Annotated in this window: 18 protein-coding genes; all 18 read left to right on the forward strand. The window is 39.3% G+C overall.

The window, feature by feature from the left end; all coding sequences use genetic code 11:
* Positions 1 to 190 precede the first annotated feature (190 nt).
* Positions 191 to 1,249, forward strand: a complete 1,059-nt coding sequence (locus tag AABB81_RS04380; RefSeq protein ID WP_342158884.1) for a hypothetical protein — start codon at positions 191 to 193, stop codon at positions 1,247 to 1,249.
* Positions 1,250 to 1,331: 82 nt separating this feature from the next.
* On the forward strand, positions 1,332 to 1,709 hold the full coding sequence (locus AABB81_RS04385; RefSeq protein WP_342158885.1) for a hypothetical protein: 378 nt from the start codon (positions 1,332 to 1,334) through the stop codon (positions 1,707 to 1,709).
* A gap of 17 nt (positions 1,710 to 1,726) precedes the next feature.
* Positions 1,727 to 2,632, forward strand: a complete 906-nt coding sequence (locus AABB81_RS04390) for a DUF5777 family beta-barrel protein (protein ID WP_342158886.1) — start codon at positions 1,727 to 1,729, stop codon at positions 2,630 to 2,632.
* Between the two features lie 138 nt (positions 2,633 to 2,770).
* Complete coding sequence (locus tag AABB81_RS04395) at positions 2,771 to 3,916, forward strand: multiheme c-type cytochrome (RefSeq protein WP_342158887.1); 1,146 nt, start codon at positions 2,771 to 2,773, stop codon at positions 3,914 to 3,916.
* A gap of 83 nt (positions 3,917 to 3,999) precedes the next feature.
* Entirely contained in the window at positions 4,000 to 4,380 is a 381-nt protein-coding gene (locus AABB81_RS04400) for a hypothetical protein (protein ID WP_342158888.1), read from the forward strand.
* Between the two features lie 17 nt (positions 4,381 to 4,397).
* Positions 4,398 to 5,303, forward strand: coding sequence for a DUF5777 family beta-barrel protein (locus AABB81_RS04405; RefSeq protein WP_342158890.1), 906 nt, complete (start codon positions 4,398 to 4,400; stop codon positions 5,301 to 5,303).
* Between the two features lie 32 nt (positions 5,304 to 5,335).
* A complete protein-coding gene (locus tag AABB81_RS04410; protein WP_342158892.1) occupies positions 5,336 to 5,605 on the forward strand; it encodes a hypothetical protein in 270 nt (89 codons plus the stop codon).
* A gap of 20 nt (positions 5,606 to 5,625) precedes the next feature.
* Positions 5,626 to 6,600 carry a 4Fe-4S dicluster domain-containing protein gene (locus tag AABB81_RS04415; RefSeq protein ID WP_342158894.1) on the forward strand — a complete coding sequence of 325 codons (975 nt, stop codon included), beginning with the start codon at positions 5,626 to 5,628 and terminating at the stop codon, positions 6,598 to 6,600.
* The gene (gene nrfD, locus AABB81_RS04420; RefSeq protein ID WP_342158895.1) at positions 6,600 to 7,907 is read left to right on the forward strand and encodes an NrfD/PsrC family molybdoenzyme membrane anchor subunit; all 1,308 of its coding nucleotides are present in this window, start codon (positions 6,600 to 6,602) and stop codon (positions 7,905 to 7,907) included. The genes AABB81_RS04415 and nrfD overlap by 1 nt, the downstream gene beginning before the upstream one ends.
* Positions 7,908 to 7,912: 5 nt before the next feature.
* Positions 7,913 to 8,782, forward strand: coding sequence for a hypothetical protein (locus AABB81_RS04425; RefSeq protein WP_342158896.1), 870 nt, complete (start codon positions 7,913 to 7,915; stop codon positions 8,780 to 8,782).
* Between the two features lie 9 nt (positions 8,783 to 8,791).
* On the forward strand, positions 8,792 to 9,190 hold the full coding sequence (locus AABB81_RS04430; RefSeq protein WP_342158897.1) for a c-type cytochrome: 399 nt from the start codon (positions 8,792 to 8,794) through the stop codon (positions 9,188 to 9,190).
* A gap of 259 nt (positions 9,191 to 9,449) precedes the next feature.
* On the forward strand, positions 9,450 to 9,908 hold the full coding sequence (locus AABB81_RS04435; RefSeq protein ID WP_342158898.1) for a MarR family winged helix-turn-helix transcriptional regulator: 459 nt from the start codon (positions 9,450 to 9,452) through the stop codon (positions 9,906 to 9,908).
* Between the two features lie 4 nt (positions 9,909 to 9,912).
* Positions 9,913 to 11,034, forward strand: a complete 1,122-nt coding sequence (locus tag AABB81_RS04440) for an efflux RND transporter periplasmic adaptor subunit (protein ID WP_342158899.1) — start codon at positions 9,913 to 9,915, stop codon at positions 11,032 to 11,034.
* A gap of 20 nt (positions 11,035 to 11,054) precedes the next feature.
* The gene (locus AABB81_RS04445; protein ID WP_342158900.1) at positions 11,055 to 14,237 is read left to right on the forward strand and encodes an efflux RND transporter permease subunit; all 3,183 of its coding nucleotides are present in this window, start codon (positions 11,055 to 11,057) and stop codon (positions 14,235 to 14,237) included.
* Positions 14,224 to 15,552, forward strand: coding sequence for a TolC family protein (locus AABB81_RS04450; protein ID WP_342158902.1), 1,329 nt, complete (start codon positions 14,224 to 14,226; stop codon positions 15,550 to 15,552). Before AABB81_RS04445 ends, AABB81_RS04450 begins: the two co-directional genes overlap by 14 nt.
* Before the next feature lie 164 nt (positions 15,553 to 15,716).
* The gene (ppdK, locus tag AABB81_RS04455) at positions 15,717 to 18,443 is read left to right on the forward strand and encodes a pyruvate, phosphate dikinase (protein WP_342158904.1); all 2,727 of its coding nucleotides are present in this window, start codon (positions 15,717 to 15,719) and stop codon (positions 18,441 to 18,443) included.
* 125 nt (positions 18,444 to 18,568) lie between these two features.
* The gene (locus AABB81_RS04460) at positions 18,569 to 19,330 is read left to right on the forward strand and encodes a Rossmann-like and DUF2520 domain-containing protein (protein WP_342158906.1); all 762 of its coding nucleotides are present in this window, start codon (positions 18,569 to 18,571) and stop codon (positions 19,328 to 19,330) included.
* A 3-nt stretch (positions 19,331 to 19,333) separates the two neighbouring features.
* The gene (locus AABB81_RS04465) at positions 19,334 to 19,861 is read left to right on the forward strand and encodes a KdsC family phosphatase (RefSeq protein WP_342158908.1); all 528 of its coding nucleotides are present in this window, start codon (positions 19,334 to 19,336) and stop codon (positions 19,859 to 19,861) included.

Below are 19,861 nucleotides of genomic sequence, written 5' to 3' on the forward strand. Positions count from 1 at the left end.
TTTTGTAACAAATATTACTCAATTTGGTTTCAAATTTTTGTTTTTAAGGGCTATTAGAACCTTATAAATCCTATACTACTGTATTACAAGCTTTTAAAATTTAACAACTGTGATAAATATCATGTTTATTATTACTGATGGCACTTACTTTTACACTTAATTAAAGATTAACATATAATTATCAAATACCATGAAAAATTCCAAGTTTATAAATCTCTTATTAATTGTAGCGACAAGTTTACTTCTTGTTAATTGTACAACAGATCCAATACCAGGCCCGGCCGGAGAAGACGGAATAGATGGTATTGATGGGGTAGATGGAATCACGGGGACCACAGAATGTGCCTCCTGTCATAACATTAGTACCTCCGAAGCTGTACACGCTTCTTATCTTTATTCAGGTCATGCCGCAGGAGGCGCTGTTGGTTATGCGGGTAAAAGAGGAAGTGATAAAGGTAGTTGTACTCAATGTCACTCAAATGAAGGGTATATCGATTATGTAGAAACCGGTACAGTTCAACTTTCGGTGGCTTATGAAAATGCTACTCCAATTTCATGTACGGGATGTCACAATAAACACTCATCCTTTGACTTTGAAAATGACGGCTTTGACGCTGCCCTAAGATTAATAGATCCTGTTACCTTAATCACCGATGCTTCCGTCATTATTGATTTTCCGGACAGAAGTAATAATTGTGTCTTGTGCCACCAACCAAGGAGAACAGGTCCTGAAGACAACGGTTTGGGCCTTTACGAAGTAACCAGTACGCATTGGGGACCGCATCATGGGCCACAGTCAACCTTGCTTGAAGGAATCCAGGGAATTGAAATTACTGGTGGCCTTGATTATCCTGACAAAGGCACCGCAGGCCACAGAACCGGTACTTCCTGTACCAAGTGTCACATGGGTGAAACGGAACCTAATGCTGCTAAAGGACTGCATACATTTAAACCTACGCGAACAGATTGTGCAACATGTCATCAAAACGGTATACCTGATAAAGTTGATGGGTTAGCAGAAAATATGGCGACCTTACTAGCCATTCTTGAGGCTGAAGGAATACTGGAATCAAAGATAAATGATGGACATCTGTCAGTTCACCCTGTTGTAGGAACCTTCCCTATACTCACAGCTGAAGCAGCATGGAATTATTTATTTCTCTATGAAGATGCCAGTAATGGTATACACAACCCAAAATACGCTAAAGCGTTGATTCAAAATTCACTTGATGCGTTATCAGCCGATTAAATGATACTTAGCTAAAAATGCAGATGCCCGCATCTGCATTTTTAGAATATGCATTTAATGATCAATTTTAAAAACTTCACAAATGAAAAACACAATTAAAATATTGATATTGATGGCTATGGGCTTATTCCTCGGTTCCTGTTATAATGACACCTTTCCTGAAGAAGAAGGTCCCGCCCCTACAGATGTGTCCTATTCCGAAAAAATCCAACCGTTGTGGAATACCGACTGTACCAGCTGTCACCCGAGTCTTGCACAGCCTGATCTTTCAAGCAACAACTCCTATAACAGTTTGATCAACGGTGGGTTTGTAATTCCCGGAAATGCAGATGACAGCGTACTCTATCAATCCTTATTGGGAAGCAATGGAGTGTCGTTGATGCCTACTTCAGGACAATGGCCCATTTCACAAATCAAACTTGTTGAATCCTGGATCAATGAAGGAGCAAAAGATAATTAACCATTAAGAATATAGACATGAAAAATTATATATATATACTCATTGTTCTTCTTATACTTCCCTTTACAGTGATGGCACAAGACAGCGATGAAGTAACCCAGGATACCATCGTAAAGGAAAAGCTTGAAAGAGCAGCCTTTGAAAGCTCCTATATTATTGAAAATCCGACAAATGTAGTACTCAATAAAAATGCCATGGAAATCCAAATGAACCACAGGTTCGGCATTATAGATAACTGGAATGACCTTGGTGGCATCTGGGGTGCAGCAAACATTCGTCTTGGTGTGGCTTATGGTGTTCACGAAAGAGTGACTTTAGGTTTTGGTACAACTAAAAACAGAAGATACCAGGATTTCAGCGCCAAAGTGGCAATTTTAAGACAAACCAGATCAAATACGATGCCTATAAGTTTGACCTATTTTGGAAATATGGCCTACGATGCCAGAGAACAGACCTCAACCAATGCTCCTCCAATAAATTATCACCAGGACCGGTTGTCATACTTCCATCAACTTATCGTAGTGAGAAGGTTCAGCCCAAATTTCTCACTGCAATTCGCTCCAAGTCTTTCGCACTATAATGCGGTTTATGATGGAATGTCAAACACCAGGATATCAGTGGCCTTTGGAGGTCGTTATAAAATATCGCCAAACACTTCGATTTTGTTTGACTACAGCCAGCCTCTTACTCAATTTGATACCGATAAAGATCCGGGGGTAGCGATTGGTGCCAATCCAAGGTTTACGAATCATCCCGGAATGAGCTTAGGTTTTGAATTTGGTACTTCAGGTCACGCGTTCCAGCTTTTTATTACGAATTATTCGGGTATAGTCCCTCAAGATAATTATGTCTGGAATAAAAATGATTTCTTCGATGGAAAATTCATGTTAGGATTTAACATCACAAGAATCTATAACTTTTAAATAAAAAAATTTTAGGAACCCAGGATGTTAATAACATAAGGAAAAAAATTATTTTTAATTCATTGATTATTTCTCTATCTTTATTCACTTCAAACAATATTGAGATATATAATTACTAACTTTTAATCTTCAAACCTTATGAAACATTTAAAATCTCTGGGTTTCTTTTTGCTCATTTTTTCCAGCTTTTTTTTAATTCAATGTACTACTGACCCTATTCCAGGCCCTGACGGGGAAGACGGAATAGATGGTATTGATGGGGTTGACGGAGTCTCAGGAACCGCCGAATGTGCCGCATGCCATAACGTGGGGAAATCTGAAGAAGTGCACGCTTCTTATTTGTTCTCCGGACATTATAATGAGAATATGGATCATGATTTGGAAAATGATGGTATCAACGAGCCTCTTTCACAATACGGGAATAGAGCTTATACTCCGAATGGTTCTCTCTCTTGTGCAAGCTGCCATACCAGTGACGGGTACATAGACATTGTGGAAACAGGTTCTACCTTATTTAGTGGTTTCCAAAATAATGATGATGGTGGTTATCCGCTTTATGATGGCACCCAAACAATTACATGTAATACCTGCCATAACAAACACACCAGCTTTAACTTTGAAGAGGACGGAAAAGATTATGCGCTTAGAGTAATTGATCCTGTGACTCTATTAGCGGATAACTCGGTGACCATAGACTATGGTCCAGACAATAAAACCAGTCATACCTGTGCTACCTGTCACCAGCCAAGGTCAACATTTGACGGTGCTATAAATGCTGATGGTACAGTTGATGTAGGTAGTCGATTCGGACCTCACTACGGAGCGCAAACCACACTTCTTGAAGGAATTCAGGGAGCAGAACTTGCCGGATATGAGTACCGCAGCACTGACGGGACTGCAGCCCACAGAGCCGGATCCAGCTGTACCGAGTGCCATATGGGAAAATCTTCGGGTAACAACGTTGGTCTCCACACCAAGAAACCCACTGAAACCACCTGCCTTAATTGTCACAAAGATGGCAGTCCTTCTAAGGAGTTCTTGAAGGCAGACTTCGATGCCTTGGAGGACCTGCTTATAGCTAAAGGAATAATTGAAATTGTCATTGATGAAGATACAGGAGATGAGGAATTGGTTATTATCTCAAATAAAAATATGGATCTGATTCCCGCAGCGGCGCTTTGGAACTACAAAATGATCTATTATGACCATAGCCATGGCGTTCATAACCCGAAATACGCCAAGGATCTCATTCAGAATTCTATTGACGCTTTAAACGCCAATTAAATGATACTGAAGCTAAAAATGCAGATGCCCGCATCTGCATTTTTAGAATATGCATTTAATGATCAATTTTAAAAACTTCACACATGAAAAATACAGTTAAAATATTGATATTGATGGCTATGGGCTTATTCCTCGGTTCCTGTTATAATGACACCTTTCCTGAAGAAGAAGAAGGTCCCGCCCCTACAGATGTGTCCTATTCCGAAAAAATTCAACCGTTGTGGAATACCGACTGTACCAGCTGTCACCCGAGTATTGCACAGCCTGATCTTTCAAGCAACAACTCCTATAACAGTTTGATCAACGGTGGGTTTGTAATTCCCGGAAATGCAGATGACAGCGTACTCTATCAATCCTTATTGGGAAGCAATGGAGTGTCGTTGATGCCTACTTCAGGACAATGGCCCATTTCACAAATCAAACTTGTTGAATCCTGGATCAATGAAGGAGCAAAAGATAATTAACCATTAAGAATATAGACATGAAAAATTATATATATATACTCATTGTATTTCTTATACTTCCCTTTACAGTGATGGCACAAGACAGCGATGAAGTAACCCAGGATACCATCGTAAAGGAAAAGCTTGAAAGAGCAGCCTTTGAAAGCTCCTATATTATTGAAAATCCGACAAATGTAGTACTCAATAAAAATGCCATGGAAATCCAAATGAACCACAGGTTCGGCATTATAGATAACTGGAATGACCTTGGTGGCATCTGGGGTGCAGCAAACATTCGTCTTGGTGTGGCTTATGGTGTTCACGAAAGAGTGACTTTAGGTTTTGGTACAACTAAAAACAGAAGATACCAGGATTTCAGCGCCAAAGTGGCCATTTTAAGACAAACCAGATCAAATACGATGCCTATAAGTTTGACCTATTTTGGAAATATGGCCTACGATGCCAGAGAACAGACCTCAACCAATGCTCCTCCAATAAATTATCACCAGGACCGGTTGTCATACTTCCATCAACTTATCGTAGTGAGAAGATTCAGCCCAAATTTCTCACTGCAATTCGCTCCAAGTCTTTCGCACTATAATGCGGTTTATGATGGAATGTCAAACACCAGGATATCAGTGGCCTTTGGAGGTCGTTATAAAATATCGCCAAACACTTCGATTTTGTTCGACTACAGCCAGCCTCTTACTCAATTTGATACCGATAAAGATCCGGGGGTAGCGATTGGTGCCAATCCAAGGTTTACGAATCATCCCGGAATGAGCTTAGGTTTTGAATTTGGTACTTCAGGTCACGCGTTCCAGCTTTTTATTACGAATTATTCGGGTATAGTCCCTCAAGATAATTATGTCTGGAATAAAAATGATTTCTTCGATGGAAAATTCATGTTAGGATTTAACATCACAAGAATCTATAACTTTTAAGATAACTTATAATACCTAAAAACAAGTAAACAATGGATAGTAAAAAGCCAAACGGAAAACTGTTTTCGAGAAGAGGTATCTTACCTATTCTGGGCGGCAGTCTGCTGGTTCCTTTTATCGGTGCCGCTCAACGAGATGTGGAAACCAGTGAATTGGAGGAAAAAGAAACAGAATATAAAACCCTGTTAAGGCCTGACGGAACAGCTGTAAAGGTTAAAGTGAGTGCACTTGAAAAGTCAAAGGTTGTTAAAAAGAAGATTTCAAACAAGTCCTTCTTAAACTGGATCGGGAAAAAACTATAACGCTATAATTTTCAAAATATATGGAAAATTCTGATAAAAATCAAAGAAGAAAATTTCTTGATAAAGGCTTAAAAGTTGGACTTGCCGCTACCATAGGAGGGATTGGATTGTCCAAACTGGCCTCAAAACTAAAAGCAAGCCCGGATCCCGAATCAGGAGACATGATCGAGTTAATGGATACAGAGGGCAATATCATTCAGGTTGATTCATCTGAAGTGGTTGAAATTGAGCACGGCCATGATCATGCTAAAAAATACAATGTAAGAGAAGGCGATCCAAACAGAAAATATGTGATGGTTATTGATCTTGCCAAATGCAAGAATGCACTTGCCTGCCAAAGTGCCTGTAACAAGCACCATTATGTGACAGGCGACAATGCCTGGATCAAAGTTTATAATATGCAGGAATCAGCAGACACGGCACCTTACTGGATGCCGGTAACCTGTCAGCATTGCGATGAACCCGCCTGTGTTACGGTTTGTCCGGTTGACGCCACTTTTAAAAGACAGGATGGCCTGGTTCTCATTGATACCGACCGTTGTATCGGTTGCAGGTTTTGTATGGCTGCCTGCCCCTATTCTATCCGTGTATTCAACTGGAGCGAACCTGATCAGGGTGATATAACGTTAAAAATGGAAATGATGGGGCATGAAAAGACACCCGAATATGCCGGAATGCCAAGTGTTAAAGGTACAGTAGACAAATGTGATTTCTGCCCTCATGCCATAAAAAAGAATGAATTACCACATTGCGTTACGGCCTGCCCGAATGGAGTTTTCTATTTCGGTGACAAATATGAAGATACCGTTACTAACGGTGATGAGACCCTTAGGTTGAGTAAACTGTTAGAAGAAAAAGCGGGCTACAGGTATATGGCCTCTTTAGGAACCGAACCCAGTGTATACTATTTGCCACCTTCAGATCGATTGGTTGATTTTGAGGACGGTCTTGAGAATTACAATGAATACGAATCTGTTAAAAAATCTGAGGAATAATGAAATCACGCGAACAATTTATTCAAGATTTAGCGCCGAAGAAATTTAATAAACTCGAAAAAGTTTGGTTAATTTTTCTTTTTGTGATCATTTTTGCAGGATTCCTTGCTTATGTTGACCAGATCATGAAAGGAATGGAAGTGACCAATTTAAATGATTATGCGCTTTGGGGAATTTATATTTCAAATTTTGTATTCTTTATTGCTACCAGTTTTGTGGGAGCAGCAACTGTTGCTATTTTAAGATTGACCCAAAATCAATGGAGGACACCATTGGTGAGAATCGCCGAGATTATTTCACTGGCGGCAATTATCATGGCCGGGATCACTATCATCATAGACCTTGGCCGTCCTGACAGGGCACTTAACACCATCATTTACGCCAGGTTCCAATCACCCATCACATGGGACGTTATCATCATACCGACCTATTTGTTTGCGATATTCTTCCTGCTGTATTTCCCTTTGCTTCCGGATTTTGCTATTCTAAAAGAATTCTATAGTAAAACCAATCCGAAACTAAGTAAATGGTATGGGAAACTATCCTTGAACTGGAAAGCAAGTACCGCTCAGAAAATGATACAGCAAAAATCGATCAAAATCATTGCTATACTTGTGCTTCCATTAGGCTTGATCTTACAGACCATTGATGCCTGGTTGTTTTCATCTACCTACCGGATCGGTTGGAACAGCACAAACTTTGGGCCCTATTTTATTTCTGGAGCCTTAGTTGCCGGAATTGGCACGCTTGTGGTTACCATTTATGCGGTGAGAAGGGTCAAAGGTTTGGAGGAATATATCACCGATTATCATTTTGACAAATTGGGAAAATTTTTAGCATTGGCCTGTCTGATTTATCTGTATTTCAATGCCAATGAATATCTTATGCCCGCTTATGCTTCTACTGAAAATGAAGAAATTCATCTCAATACATTGTTTACAGGACATTATTCGACTATTTTTTGGTTTGTTACTATTGGCGGACTGATTGTTCCGGTAATATTTTTGCTTTTTAAAAAAGGAAGAAAGCCATTTCCGTTGTTCCTTATTGGCCTGCTCGTTGTTTTCGCATCGTGGTGGAAACGTTATATTATCGTTACTCCAACTTTGCTGCACCCCTACTTACCTCTTCAAGGTGTTCCTGAATCCTGGAGAGATTACTTTCCTAGTATGCATGAATGGTTAATCACGGCAAGTAACCTGGCAACGGCACTATTTATATTTACCCTGCTGTTGAGGTATTTACCTGCAATAGGTATTCAAAGAAGTATAGATGAAAGTGCGTTAGAGAATTCAGATCAAAAATAAAAGACATGAAAAATTATCAAAACTTTAAGCCATTACTTGTTGCAATTCTTGCAGTTCTGTTCTTTGTTGCCGGCTCACAGGATATGTTTGCTCAAAATAAAAAGAACAGGATCAGGATTAATGTTGACTATTTTAAGGTAAACGATCAGGAGCATTATCTCAATATTAAGGCTTCTGCAAGAATAGATAAGCAAACCGTTGAAGTAGCTAATGCTGAACTGGATATTATGGCAATTGTGGATGACGAAGAGATAGAATTAGGTAAAGCAGTTACATCCGCAGCAGGAACGACCAAATATGTTATCAAAGATTTTAAATCGCTTGAACCCGACAGCACCGGCTTCTATAATTTACTGGTTTCATTCGGCGGAAATGATGTATTTAAAAAAGCTTCCAAGGAAATTAGTTTTAAGAATGCAGACATTCGGGCACAACTGATCACTAAAGACAGTGTCAATTATATTGCTGCACATATCATAGATACAAAAATGGATTCAACAATAGCCGATGTACCTCTAACGGTTCAGGTTAAGCGTTTGTTCAGGCCTTTAAAAATTGGTGAAGACTTTTATATCACAGATGAAGAAGGGGCAATAGAGGTTGCCATTGAAGACGGAATACCCGGTTTAGATGGTAATTTAACACTGGAAGTTGTATTGAAAGACAGTGATGATTATGGTACCGTAAGTACCGCAATTATAGCTCCGATTGGTAAAAATATTGTGAGGGAATCCACTTTTAACGAAAGAACCATGTGGTCTCCCAGAGGAAAAACACCTATATTTTTATTGTCGCTTACTTTCTCATTTATTATTATAGTATGGGGAATATTCGTATATTTATTCCGTAATTTAATGAAAATTGTTAAATCTTAAATTGAAATCATGAAAAACATTAAAAACTTATTATTTATAGGAATCATCTCTTTTGGATTGTTTTCTTTTAGCATGATCCTTCAGACTGAGTGGGTGGTGCCTGATAAATATCAGAACATGAAAAACCCAACGGATCCTGAAGAAGATCTTGCCATAGGAAAATCATTGTATTCCAAGCATTGTCAATCATGCCATGGAAAAGAAGGTTATGGAGATGGGAAAAAAGCGAATGAAGTAAAAGGTGATCTTGGTGATTTCTCATCCGAAGAATTCCAGGCACAATCTGATGGAGCCTTATTTTACAAAACTACTTTCGGTAGAGAAGACATGCCTGAGTATACCAAAAAAATGCCTGATGATGAAGACAGATGGCTGGTTGTCAATTATATGAGGACTTTAGCAGAATAAGCTATAAATACATGATACTATAAAGACCATCCGTTAACTAAGGGATGGTCTTTTTTTGGCTCCAATATTTTTCTATAATAATTTCTCCTTAAGAAATTTAACTTTACAATGAATTCATTGTCTTACCTTATTACAGAGCCTATAGACTTGTTATGAATTACTTTTTTAAATTTTGTTTAATATCTTTTAAGAAAATATTAACATAGTTGCACGTGCAACTAATTTTCATTTCTTTGTACTTTTAGCAAAATTTTAAGAATTGTTTAACAAGACTCAAGACCCCTTATCGCTCATCCCCTGGATTGGAAAAACAGCTAAATTCATGGATTATTATATAGGCGACTACATGAAGAGTCGCGGCATTGATCTTTCCAAGGAACAGTTTATCGTGTTAAAATATCTTAATGAAAGTGATGGCAGAAAACAAAATGACCTGGCTTTTATTACCAACCGGTCAAAAACAGCCCTGACACGGCTCATCAATACCATGGAAAAAAAAGGCCTTGTTTCCCGCTCTATTTGTGAAAAAGATATGAGAATCAACCATATCTACCTCACCCCTTCCGGAAGAGAAATCTGGGCAATGGCATATCCTGTTTTTCTTGAAATTATTCAGGAATTACAGCAGGGAATTTCTGAGGAAGATATCCTTCTGGTTCAAGAGGTCATGAAACAAATTCAAAAAAACATCAATTTAAAAACAACAGTTAACCAATAAAAAAATGAGAAAGTATATCAATATCGTACTGGGAATCCTTTTGATCGCCTTGGCCTTCTGGCTCGTTAAAGTCATGGTATTAAGCAATCAGAGACCTGAGAAAGAACCGGTTAAAATTATAAAAACCGTTTTTATTGAAAACGTAAAAAACGGTACAGTGCCTATCATGATCACGGCTAATGGAAATTTAGTGGCCAAAAACAGGATTGAAATTTTCTCTGAAGTCCAGGGAGTTCTCCTGCCCAGTTCCAAGGAATTCAGGCCGGGTAATTCATATCGAAAAGGAGAGGTAATCCTTAAATTGAACAGTGAAGAGCACTATGCCAATCTTCAAGCCCAGAAAAGTAACCTGTACAATAGCATTACTTCGATCATGCCTGATATCAGGTTGGATTATCCTGAAGAATACGATAAATGGGAGCAATATTTAACGGATTTTACTTTTGACAAGCCCACTCCGAAACTTCCGGAAATCAATTCTGAAAAAGAAAAATTCTTTATATCAGGTAGAAATATTTATACCACATTTTACAATGTAAAGAACATGGAAGTGAGGTTGACAAAGTATACGATTCGTGCTCCATATGATGGCATACTTATAGAAGCCCTGGTAAATCCGGGATCACTGATACGTTCGGGTCAGAAATTAGGAGAATTCATAAGTCCAAAGGTGTATGAAATGGAAGTCGCCGTCAATGCCAAATATATGGACCTGCTTCAAACAGGCAGTGAGGTGGAAGTTGCAAGCCGTGACACACAGCAAACATGGAAAGGAGCAATAGCAAGAGTGAACGGGAGCGTTGATTTGGCTTCCCAGACTGTAAAGGCCTATATACAGGTGGAGGGTAAAGATTTAAAAGAAGGTATCTATCTCGAAGCCCATCTTATGGCAAAAGCTGAAAAAGATGCCTACGAAATGCCCAGGCAATTATTGGTGAACAATGAAAGCATCTATGTGTTTAAAGACAGTATCATTGATCTTGTCAGGATCAACCCCGTGTTCTTCACAGACAAAACTGTCGTGATCAAAGGCCTTGAAGATGGTACCCCTGTATTAAGCAGGCCCGTTCCGGGAGCATACCCTGGAATGAAGGTTAGCGTCTATGGATCTAATCCCCGTCAATAAATAATCTCGCAAATCTGATTATGAAAAAAATTATATCTTATTTTATTAAATATCACGTCGCGGTTAATATTATTATCCTAGCAGTGGTTATTTTTGGTTATCTGGGCACAAAATCGATGAGATCGTCGTTCTTTCCCCTCACCGAATCTCAATTTATTAATATCTCGGTGATTTACCCCGGCGCTTCTCCACAGGAGATGGAAGAAGGAGTGGTTCTAAAAATTGAAGACAATTTAAAGGGGCTTGTCGGTATAGACAGGGTGACTTCTGTTTCCAGAGAAAACTCAGCTACAATTAGTATAGAAACCTATGTGGATTCTGATATTGACGTCGTGCTGGCCGATGTGAAAAATGCTGTCGATCGAGTACCTTCATTCCCTTCAGGCATGGAGCCTCCTGTAATTGCAAAAATTGAATCTATAGCACCAACCATTGATTTTACAGTGAGTGGTAATGATCTTCCACTGATCACACTTAAGAAATATGCCCGTGATGTTGAAAATGATCTTCGCGCCATGCCTGGGATTTCTCAGATTTCGATCACCGGTTTCCCGGATGAAGAAATTGAAATAGCAGTACGGGAGATAGACCTGCGCGCTTTTGACCTTACTTTTACAGATGTTGCCCAGGCTGTGCAGCAATCAAATTTATTGATCTCAGGCGGGAATATCAAAACAGATTATGAGGACTACCTGATACGTGCAAGAAACCGGAAATATTACGGTGCGGATCTTACCAATATTATTGTTAAGGCCGATCAATCAGGTAATGTGATTTACTTAAAAGATGTAGCCACAGTGAGGGATCGTTGGAACGAAAATCCCGATCGGCTTTTTTACAATGACGAAGTAGCCATCAGCATACAGGTCAGCAACACCAATAGCGAGGATATGATTGCTTCTGCTGATATGATCAAAATTTATATTGAAAAATTCAATGCTGAGCATAACAATGTTCAATTGAATATTTCCAGTGACAGATCAATAACTTTAAAACAAAGAACTGAGTTATTAACAGAGAATGCCATTATCGGTATTGCATTGGTATTGCTTTTTCTGTCGCTTTTCCTAAACGTTCGCATTGCCTTTTGGGTGGCCGCCGGATTGCCCATTTCATTTTTGGGGATGTTTATTTTTGCGGCAAATTTAGGGGTTACGATCAACGTATTATCGCTCTTTGGGATGATCATCGTGATTGGTATCCTGGTAGATGATGGTATCGTGATCGGTGAAAATATTTACCACCATTACGAAAAAGGGAAATCCCCTGTAAGAGCCGCTATTGACGGAACCCTGGAAGTAATTCCCCCGATCATATCCGCCATATTAACGACCATGCTGGCCTTTTCAATATTTTTCTTTTTGGATGGTCGTATTGGAAATTTTTTCGGGGAAGTTGCTACGGTTGTTATCTTGACCTTGGCCGTATCGCTTATTGAAGCCCTGATCATTTTACCTGCACATATTGCACATTCCAAAGCCTTGATACGCGACAGAAAAAAGCCAACCAAAGGACTGTTTGGGGCTTTCAACAAAATCAACGTAAAGGCTGATCAGTTTATGGTTTTTTGCCGAGACAGGATATATGGACCCTATTTGGGTTACTTTTTAAAGAACAGGTTCCTGGGTCTGGCCATTCCTTTTGCATTGCTTATCATTTCAATTGGTGGTATTCAAAGCAAGATTGTCCGTACTTCATTTTTCCCAAGTATTGCGAGTGACAGGGTTGCTATATCACTGTCTATGCCACAGGGGACCAATGAAAAAATAACCGACTCGATCATCTCAAAAATTGAAGAGGCTGCATGGCTGGTTGGAGATGAATTCACAAAAAAACAAACCGGTAATACACCGGTTATAGAAAATATTATCAAAAGAATTGGTCCGGGCTCCAGCAATGCAAGTCTCACGATCAATTTGTTACAAGGAGAATTTCGGGATTTTCCCTCTATCGACATCACAAATGCCATAAGAGAAAAAGCGGGAGCAGTCTATGGAGCCGAAAGCCTCACTTATGGTTCGGGAAGTAATTTTGGAGGAAGCCCGGTTGCGGTTTCTCTTCTGGGGAACAATATCCCCGAATTAAAAGCCGCCAAAACCGAATTAAAAGAAATACTGATGGCTAACCCGACTTTAAAAGACGTTTCAGACACCGACCCTGCCGGAATCAAGGAAATAAGGATTAAATTAAAAAATGATGCCTATATACTGGGCCTTACGCTTCAATCGGTTATGAGTCAGGTGAGATCAGGTTTCTTTGGCTATCAGGCCCAGCGTTTCCAGCGCGGGCAAGACGAAATCAAGGTTTGGGTAAGGTATGAAAAAGAAGACAGGTCATCCATCAGGAATCTTGACGACATGTGGATCTCTACCCCTTCTGGCAATAAGATCCCTTTCTCTGAAATTGCCTACTATGAAATAGCACGGGGTGACGTGGCCATCAATCATTTAGAAGGCAGGCGTGAGATTCAGATCACTGCCGATATGGCAAATGCAAAGGAAAGTGCTACTGATGTTATGGCAGATATCAAGAATAACATTCTCCCGGGTATTTTAGCCAAATACCCTTCGGTACAACCTAGTTTTGAAGGACAAAACAGAGAAGCTGCTAAAACAATAGATTCGGCCAATAGAGCAGGATTAATTGTTTTGGTTTTAATATATGTCGTTATTGCTTTTACATTTAGATCGTACAGTCAACCCTTGTTGTTGTTCATTATGGTACCTTTTAGTTTGATCGGTATTGTTTGGGGGCATTATATCCATGGATTCGCAATCAATATTTTATCCTGGCTGGGAATTATTGCCCTTATTGGTATCATGGTAAATGATGGTTTGGTTCTGGTAGGAAAATTCAATACCTATCTCAAAGAAGGCATGAAATTCAATGAAGCTTTATTTCAGGCTGGAAAATCGAGGTTTAGGGCCATTATTCTAACCTCTTTGACCACTGTGGCCGGTTTAATGCCATTGCTCCTGGAGAAAAGCAGGCAAGCTCAATTTTTAAAACCGATGGCGATCTCAATATCTTATGGAATTATGATCGCAACGGGTTTAACCCTGTTGATGTTGCCGCTCTTGTTATCGCTCAATAATAGTCTGACAGTAAAAATCAAGTGGCTGATAACAGGTAAAAAAGTGACTAAAGAAGAAGTAACACGTGCCGTAAAAGAATTAAAAATTGAACAAAATGAAACAGATTAAATTTTTCGCTCTTCTACTATCGATCCTGAGCTTTTCGGTGAATGCCCAGGAGTTTCTGGAAAAGCAGGGAGCAGTGAATATTGCTTTGGAAAACAACTATGACATCAAGGTCTCCAATAATGATCTGGAAGCCGCTAAAAACAGCTCTAGTATCTATAACAGTGGGTATCTGCCTTCTGTTTTTGCTTCGGGAGGTGCTGAATACCAGGATCAGATGAGCGAAATTGAATTTCAGAATGGCGAAACCCAGGACGATATAGAAAATACCACGAATGCTTACTCGGCATCCGTAGGCGTTGATTATTTGCTATTTGATGGTTTTGGCAGAAAATACAATTATAAAAAGCTCCAGGAACAGTATAATATTTCTGAAATCCGCGTGAGGCAGGTCATTGAAAACACGCTGCTTGGCCTGCTTATTTCTTACTATGACGTAGCCAGGCTTACTGAAAACAAGATCAACCTTCAGCAGTCATTGGCTATTTCAAAAAGTCAGTTATTAAGAGAGCAATACGGTTATCAGTACGGGCAAAAAACCCAATTGGATGTATTGAATTCTGAAGTAAATGTGAACCAGGACAGTATCAATCTTTTGAACATTCAAAGAGAACTGGCCAATGCCAAAAGAGATTTGAACGTGATCCTGGGGAGGGATGTAAATGTCGATTTTGAGGTTGACACTTCGGTGAGTTACAATCTGAATCTTACCTATGACAAAATGCTGGAATCTGCCAAAACAAAGAATACCCTATTGCTGCAGGCTGAAAAAAATGTCACCCTGAGCGACTATGACCTAAAGATCAACAAGTCTTCATGGATCCCCAATGTAGGTGTTAACGGAGCTTATAACTGGAGGGATTCCAACACCGATTCCAATATAAGCAATCCTTTTTCATTGGCTTCAATTACTTCTACGGGAATCATTGGCGGCGTGAGTGTTTCCTGGAACATTTTTGACGGTGGCCTCACAAAAACCCGGGTACAGAATGCCAAGATCGCTATTGACAACAGCAATATAGAAAGGGAACTCATACAAAAGGACCTGGAACGAAATGTTGCCAATGCCTGGGAAACCTATCAAAATTCATTATTTGTATTAAGTGCAGAAGCCAAGAACGTTGAAACGAATAAGCGAAATTTTGCCCGGAGTGAAGAACAGTTCAAATTGGGGCAGATTATCACAGTTGAATTCAGGCTCGCTCAGGTTAATTTATTAAGTGCCATCAACAGTTATAACCAAGCTAAATATACGGCCAAAGTAGCCGAATTGAGGTTGCTTCAGTTGGGCGGTAATCTTATAGGCGCTAGTTACTAAGCATTTTTACCCTTCTATAAAAAAAGAGGTCATTTTCGCAGATGACCTCTTTTTTTTGTAACATATCTGACATAATCCGCTTCTTATGATTTATATCATAATTCAGGTCTGCAATCATGCCTAATTTTGTATCTCAATTAATATTTATCAAAAAAATACAAGAAATGGAGACAATACAAGACGTTAAGATGAATGTATACAAATTTGGCAATAAAACTGCCGATGGTAATACGAGTATGAAGAACCTGCTTGGGGGTAAAGGAGCTAACCTTGCTGAAATGAGTTTACTGGGTATACCTGTACCTGCGGGTTTCACAATTACTACAGAGGTATGTACCAAATACAATGAAGTTGGCCAGGATGCAACTGTTGCCATGATAAAAGAAGATGTCGAAGCTGCCATCAAGAATGTTGAATTCATTATGGGATCAACCTTTGGAGATAAAGAGAATCCTTTATTGATATCTGTACGGTCGGGAGCACGAGTATCTATGCCAGGAATGATGGACACTGTTTTAAATCTGGGTTTAAACGATGAGGTTGTGATGGGTCTGGCGAGTAGAACCGGGAATGAACGCTTTGCTTGGGATTCTTACCGTCGTTTTATACAAATGTACGGAGACGTTGTTTTAGGTATGAAACCAGAATCGAAAGATGACATTGATCCATTTGAAGAGATCATGGAAGCCCTAAAGCATAAAAGAGATATTGAACTGGATACAGAATTTACCATACAGGATTTAAAAGATTTGGTATACGATTTTAAAGAAGCTGTAAAAAAACGTACAGGTCATGATTTTCCAACAAACCCATGGGATCAACTTTGGGGTGCTGTAGTTGCTGTATTTGATAGCTGGAACGGTGACCGTGCCGTATACTACAGAAACATGCACGGATACCCTGCAGACTGGGGTACCGCAGTAAATGTTCAGGCCATGGTCTATGGGAACATGGGTGATAATTCAGGTACCGGAGTATGTTTTACAAGAGATGCGGGAACCGGAGAAGACGTCTTTAATGGTGAGTATTTAATCAACGCACAAGGTGAAGACGTAGTTGCAGGAACAAGAACTCCTCAACAGATCACAAAACTTGGTTCAATCAGATGGGCTGAATTGGCAAAAGTTGAAGAGGAAGACAGGGTGAAAAACTATCCTTCTTTAGAAGAATTAATGCCTGCCATTTATCATGAATTGAATGGGTATCAACAAAAACTTGAAGATCATTATAAAGATATGCAGGATATGGAGTTTACCATGCAAGACGGTAAACTTTGGATATTACAAACCAGAAATGGTAAACGTACAGGAGCTGCTATGGTCAAAATAGCCATAGATAAATTAAAAGAAGGCTCTATAGATGAAAAAGAAGCGATCCTGAGAGTCGAACCCAACAAGCTGGATGAATTATTACATCCTGTTTTTGATCCTAAGGCCTTGAAAAAAGCGAATGTTATTGCACAAGGTTTACCTGCATCTCCAGGTGCTGCCACGGGTCAAATTGTTTTCTTCGCAGACGAGGCAAATAAATACAAAAACACTATTTTAACCCGAATAGAAACTTCTCCCGAAGATTTAGAGGGAATGAATATTGCCAAAGGTATTTTAACTGCCCGTGGAGGAATGACCTCTCACGCAGCTGTTGTTGCCAGGGGTATGGGTAAATGTTGTGTTTCAGGTGCAGGAGCCTTAAAAATAAATTATAAAAACCGAACACTAACTGTTGACGGTCATGAATATCATGAAGGTGACTGGATTTCCTTAAACGGATCAACAGGTAATATCATTGAGGGGAAAGTTGCTACTATTGAACCAGAATTAAGTGGAGAATTTGCTGAAATCATGGAATTGGCAGATAAATATTCTAAGATGAAAGTGAGAACCAATGCAGATACACCAAAAGATGCAAGAGTTGCACGTGGTTTTGGAGCACAGGGTATTGGGTTGACACGAACAGAGCATATGTTCTTCGAGGTAGATCGTATCAAAGCAATGCGCGAAATGATATTAGCCGAAACGGTTAAGGGAAGAAAACAAGCACTGGAACAATTATTACCCATGCAGCGTGAAGATTTTGAAGGAATATTTGAAGCCATGGCAGGGTTGCCGGTAACTGTTCGTTTATTGGATCCACCGTTACATGAATTTGTTCCTCATCAATTGGCACACCAAAAGGAATTAGCAGAAGATATGCATATTTCTTTGGATGCTGTAAAAGCTAAAATAGTTGAATTGGAAGAGTTTAACCCGATGTTGGGTCATAGAGGATGTAGACTTGGGATTACCTATCCTGAGATTACTGAAATGCAGACAAGAGCGATCATTGAGGCAGCCTTAAACCTTAAAGAAAGAGGTATAGAAGCAAAACCTGAAATTATGGTTCCTTTAATTGGTACACTTGCTGAATTTGTAAGCCAGGAAGAAATTATCAGGGCCACTGCCCAAAAAGTGTTCGAAGAAAGAAATGATACCATCGAATTTTTGGTAGGTACCATGATCGAAATTCCAAGAGCCGCACTAACTGCAAATTTGATTGCACAACGCGCTGAGTTTTTCTCCTTTGGAACAAATGATTTAACCCAGATGGCCTTTGGATATTCACGTGATGATGCCGGTAAATTCTTACCGATCTACATAGAAAAAGGAATTTTGAAAGTAGATCCGTTTGAAGTCCTTGACCAGGAAGGTGTGGGTCAATTAGTTCAACTCGGAACAGAAAGAGGTAGAAGCACAAAACCTGACCTTAAAGTAGGTATTTGTGGTGAACATGGTGGTGAACCAAATTCTGTGGAGTTCTGTTATAATACCAACTTGAATTATGTGAGTTGTTCTCCATTTAGAGTACCAATTGCGCGTTTATCTGCAGCTCAGGCTCAGATTAAGGCTTCTTGATATTATTTTTGTTAGAGTTAATTGTGGAAAAGGGGTAAATTTATTTACCCCTTTTTTGATGTTTATCATTCAAAGGACTCATAAAATACTTTTTATTTAATGGTTTAACTCTGTATATTCGCTTTATGATCAAAGTAGTATTGCTCGGTTCCGGAAATGTTGCTTATCATTTGGCTCAGGCGCTGAAATCATCAGAAGGTGTTGAACTGATTCAGCGTTATAGTCGAAATGGAAACAATGACGCTTATTTTGACGTATCAATTCCTGTTACTTTTGATCTTGAACATCTAAAAAAGGCCGATGTTTATATCATCGCCGTCAAAGATGATGCCATAGCCGGTTTGTCCGAAAAGCTGCCGCCTGTAGATGGTTTGGTTGTGCATACCTCGGGTAGTATCGGGATAAAGACACTTTATAAGGGATTAAAAAAGGGCGTCCTCTATCCGGTTCAGACCTTTTCAATCAATCAAGAAATTGATTTTAAAAAGGTTCCCCTGGTGATAGAAACAGCGGTAAAAGATGACCTTCCAATATTACAATCTCTTGCTTGTTCCTTGAGTGAGCATGTTTTTGAGCTCAACTCTTCTCAAAGGAAGAAGCTACATGTTAGCGCCGTTTTTGCCAATAATTTTAGCAATTATATGTTTGCCTGTGCAGGTGATTTATGCAAGGAATTCGAGTTGCCCTTTGATATTTTAAGACCTTTGATCATGGAAACTGCAAAGAAGGTTCAAACGATGGATCCACATAACGCTCAGACGGGTCCGGCAAGAAGAAATGACCTGGCTGTTATTGAAAAACACATAGAAATGTTACAAGGAGAAAAAAAAGAAATTTATAAACTATTATCAAAAGCTATATCTAAAGCATATCAACTCAAAGAATAAAAAATGGAAAAAAGTTATAAAGAAATCATGCCACAAATAAGCACTTTCATCTTTGATGTGGATGGTGTACTCACTGACGGTACGGTAACCATATTTCCGAATGGCGAATTGATCAGAACGATGAATATTAAGGATGGATATGCCTTAAAAACTGCGGTTAACATGGGTTATAACGTATGTATCATCTCTGGAGGAACCAACCCCGCAGTTAAATCAAGGTTACAGGCACTTGGCATCACGGATATCTATTTGGGCGCTCATCATAAAATAGAGCAAATGAATGAATATATGGATATTTATAATATTGATCCGTCAAATGTGTTATATATGGGTGATGACATTCCCGACATTCCGGTCATGAAAATATGCGGCCTTGCCGCATGTCCAAAAGATGCGGTTCCCGAAGTTCAATATATTTCGGGCTATATTTCACAGAAAAAGGGTGGAAAAGGTTGTGTTAGAGATGTCATTGAACAAGTTTTAAAAGTACAGGATAAATGGCAAGGTTATTTTGATGCAAAATTTGATTGA

Origin of the sequence: Lutimonas vermicola (assembly GCF_038433205.1) — a bacterium.
GTDB lineage: Bacteria > Bacteroidota > Bacteroidia > Flavobacteriales > Flavobacteriaceae > Lutimonas > Lutimonas vermicola.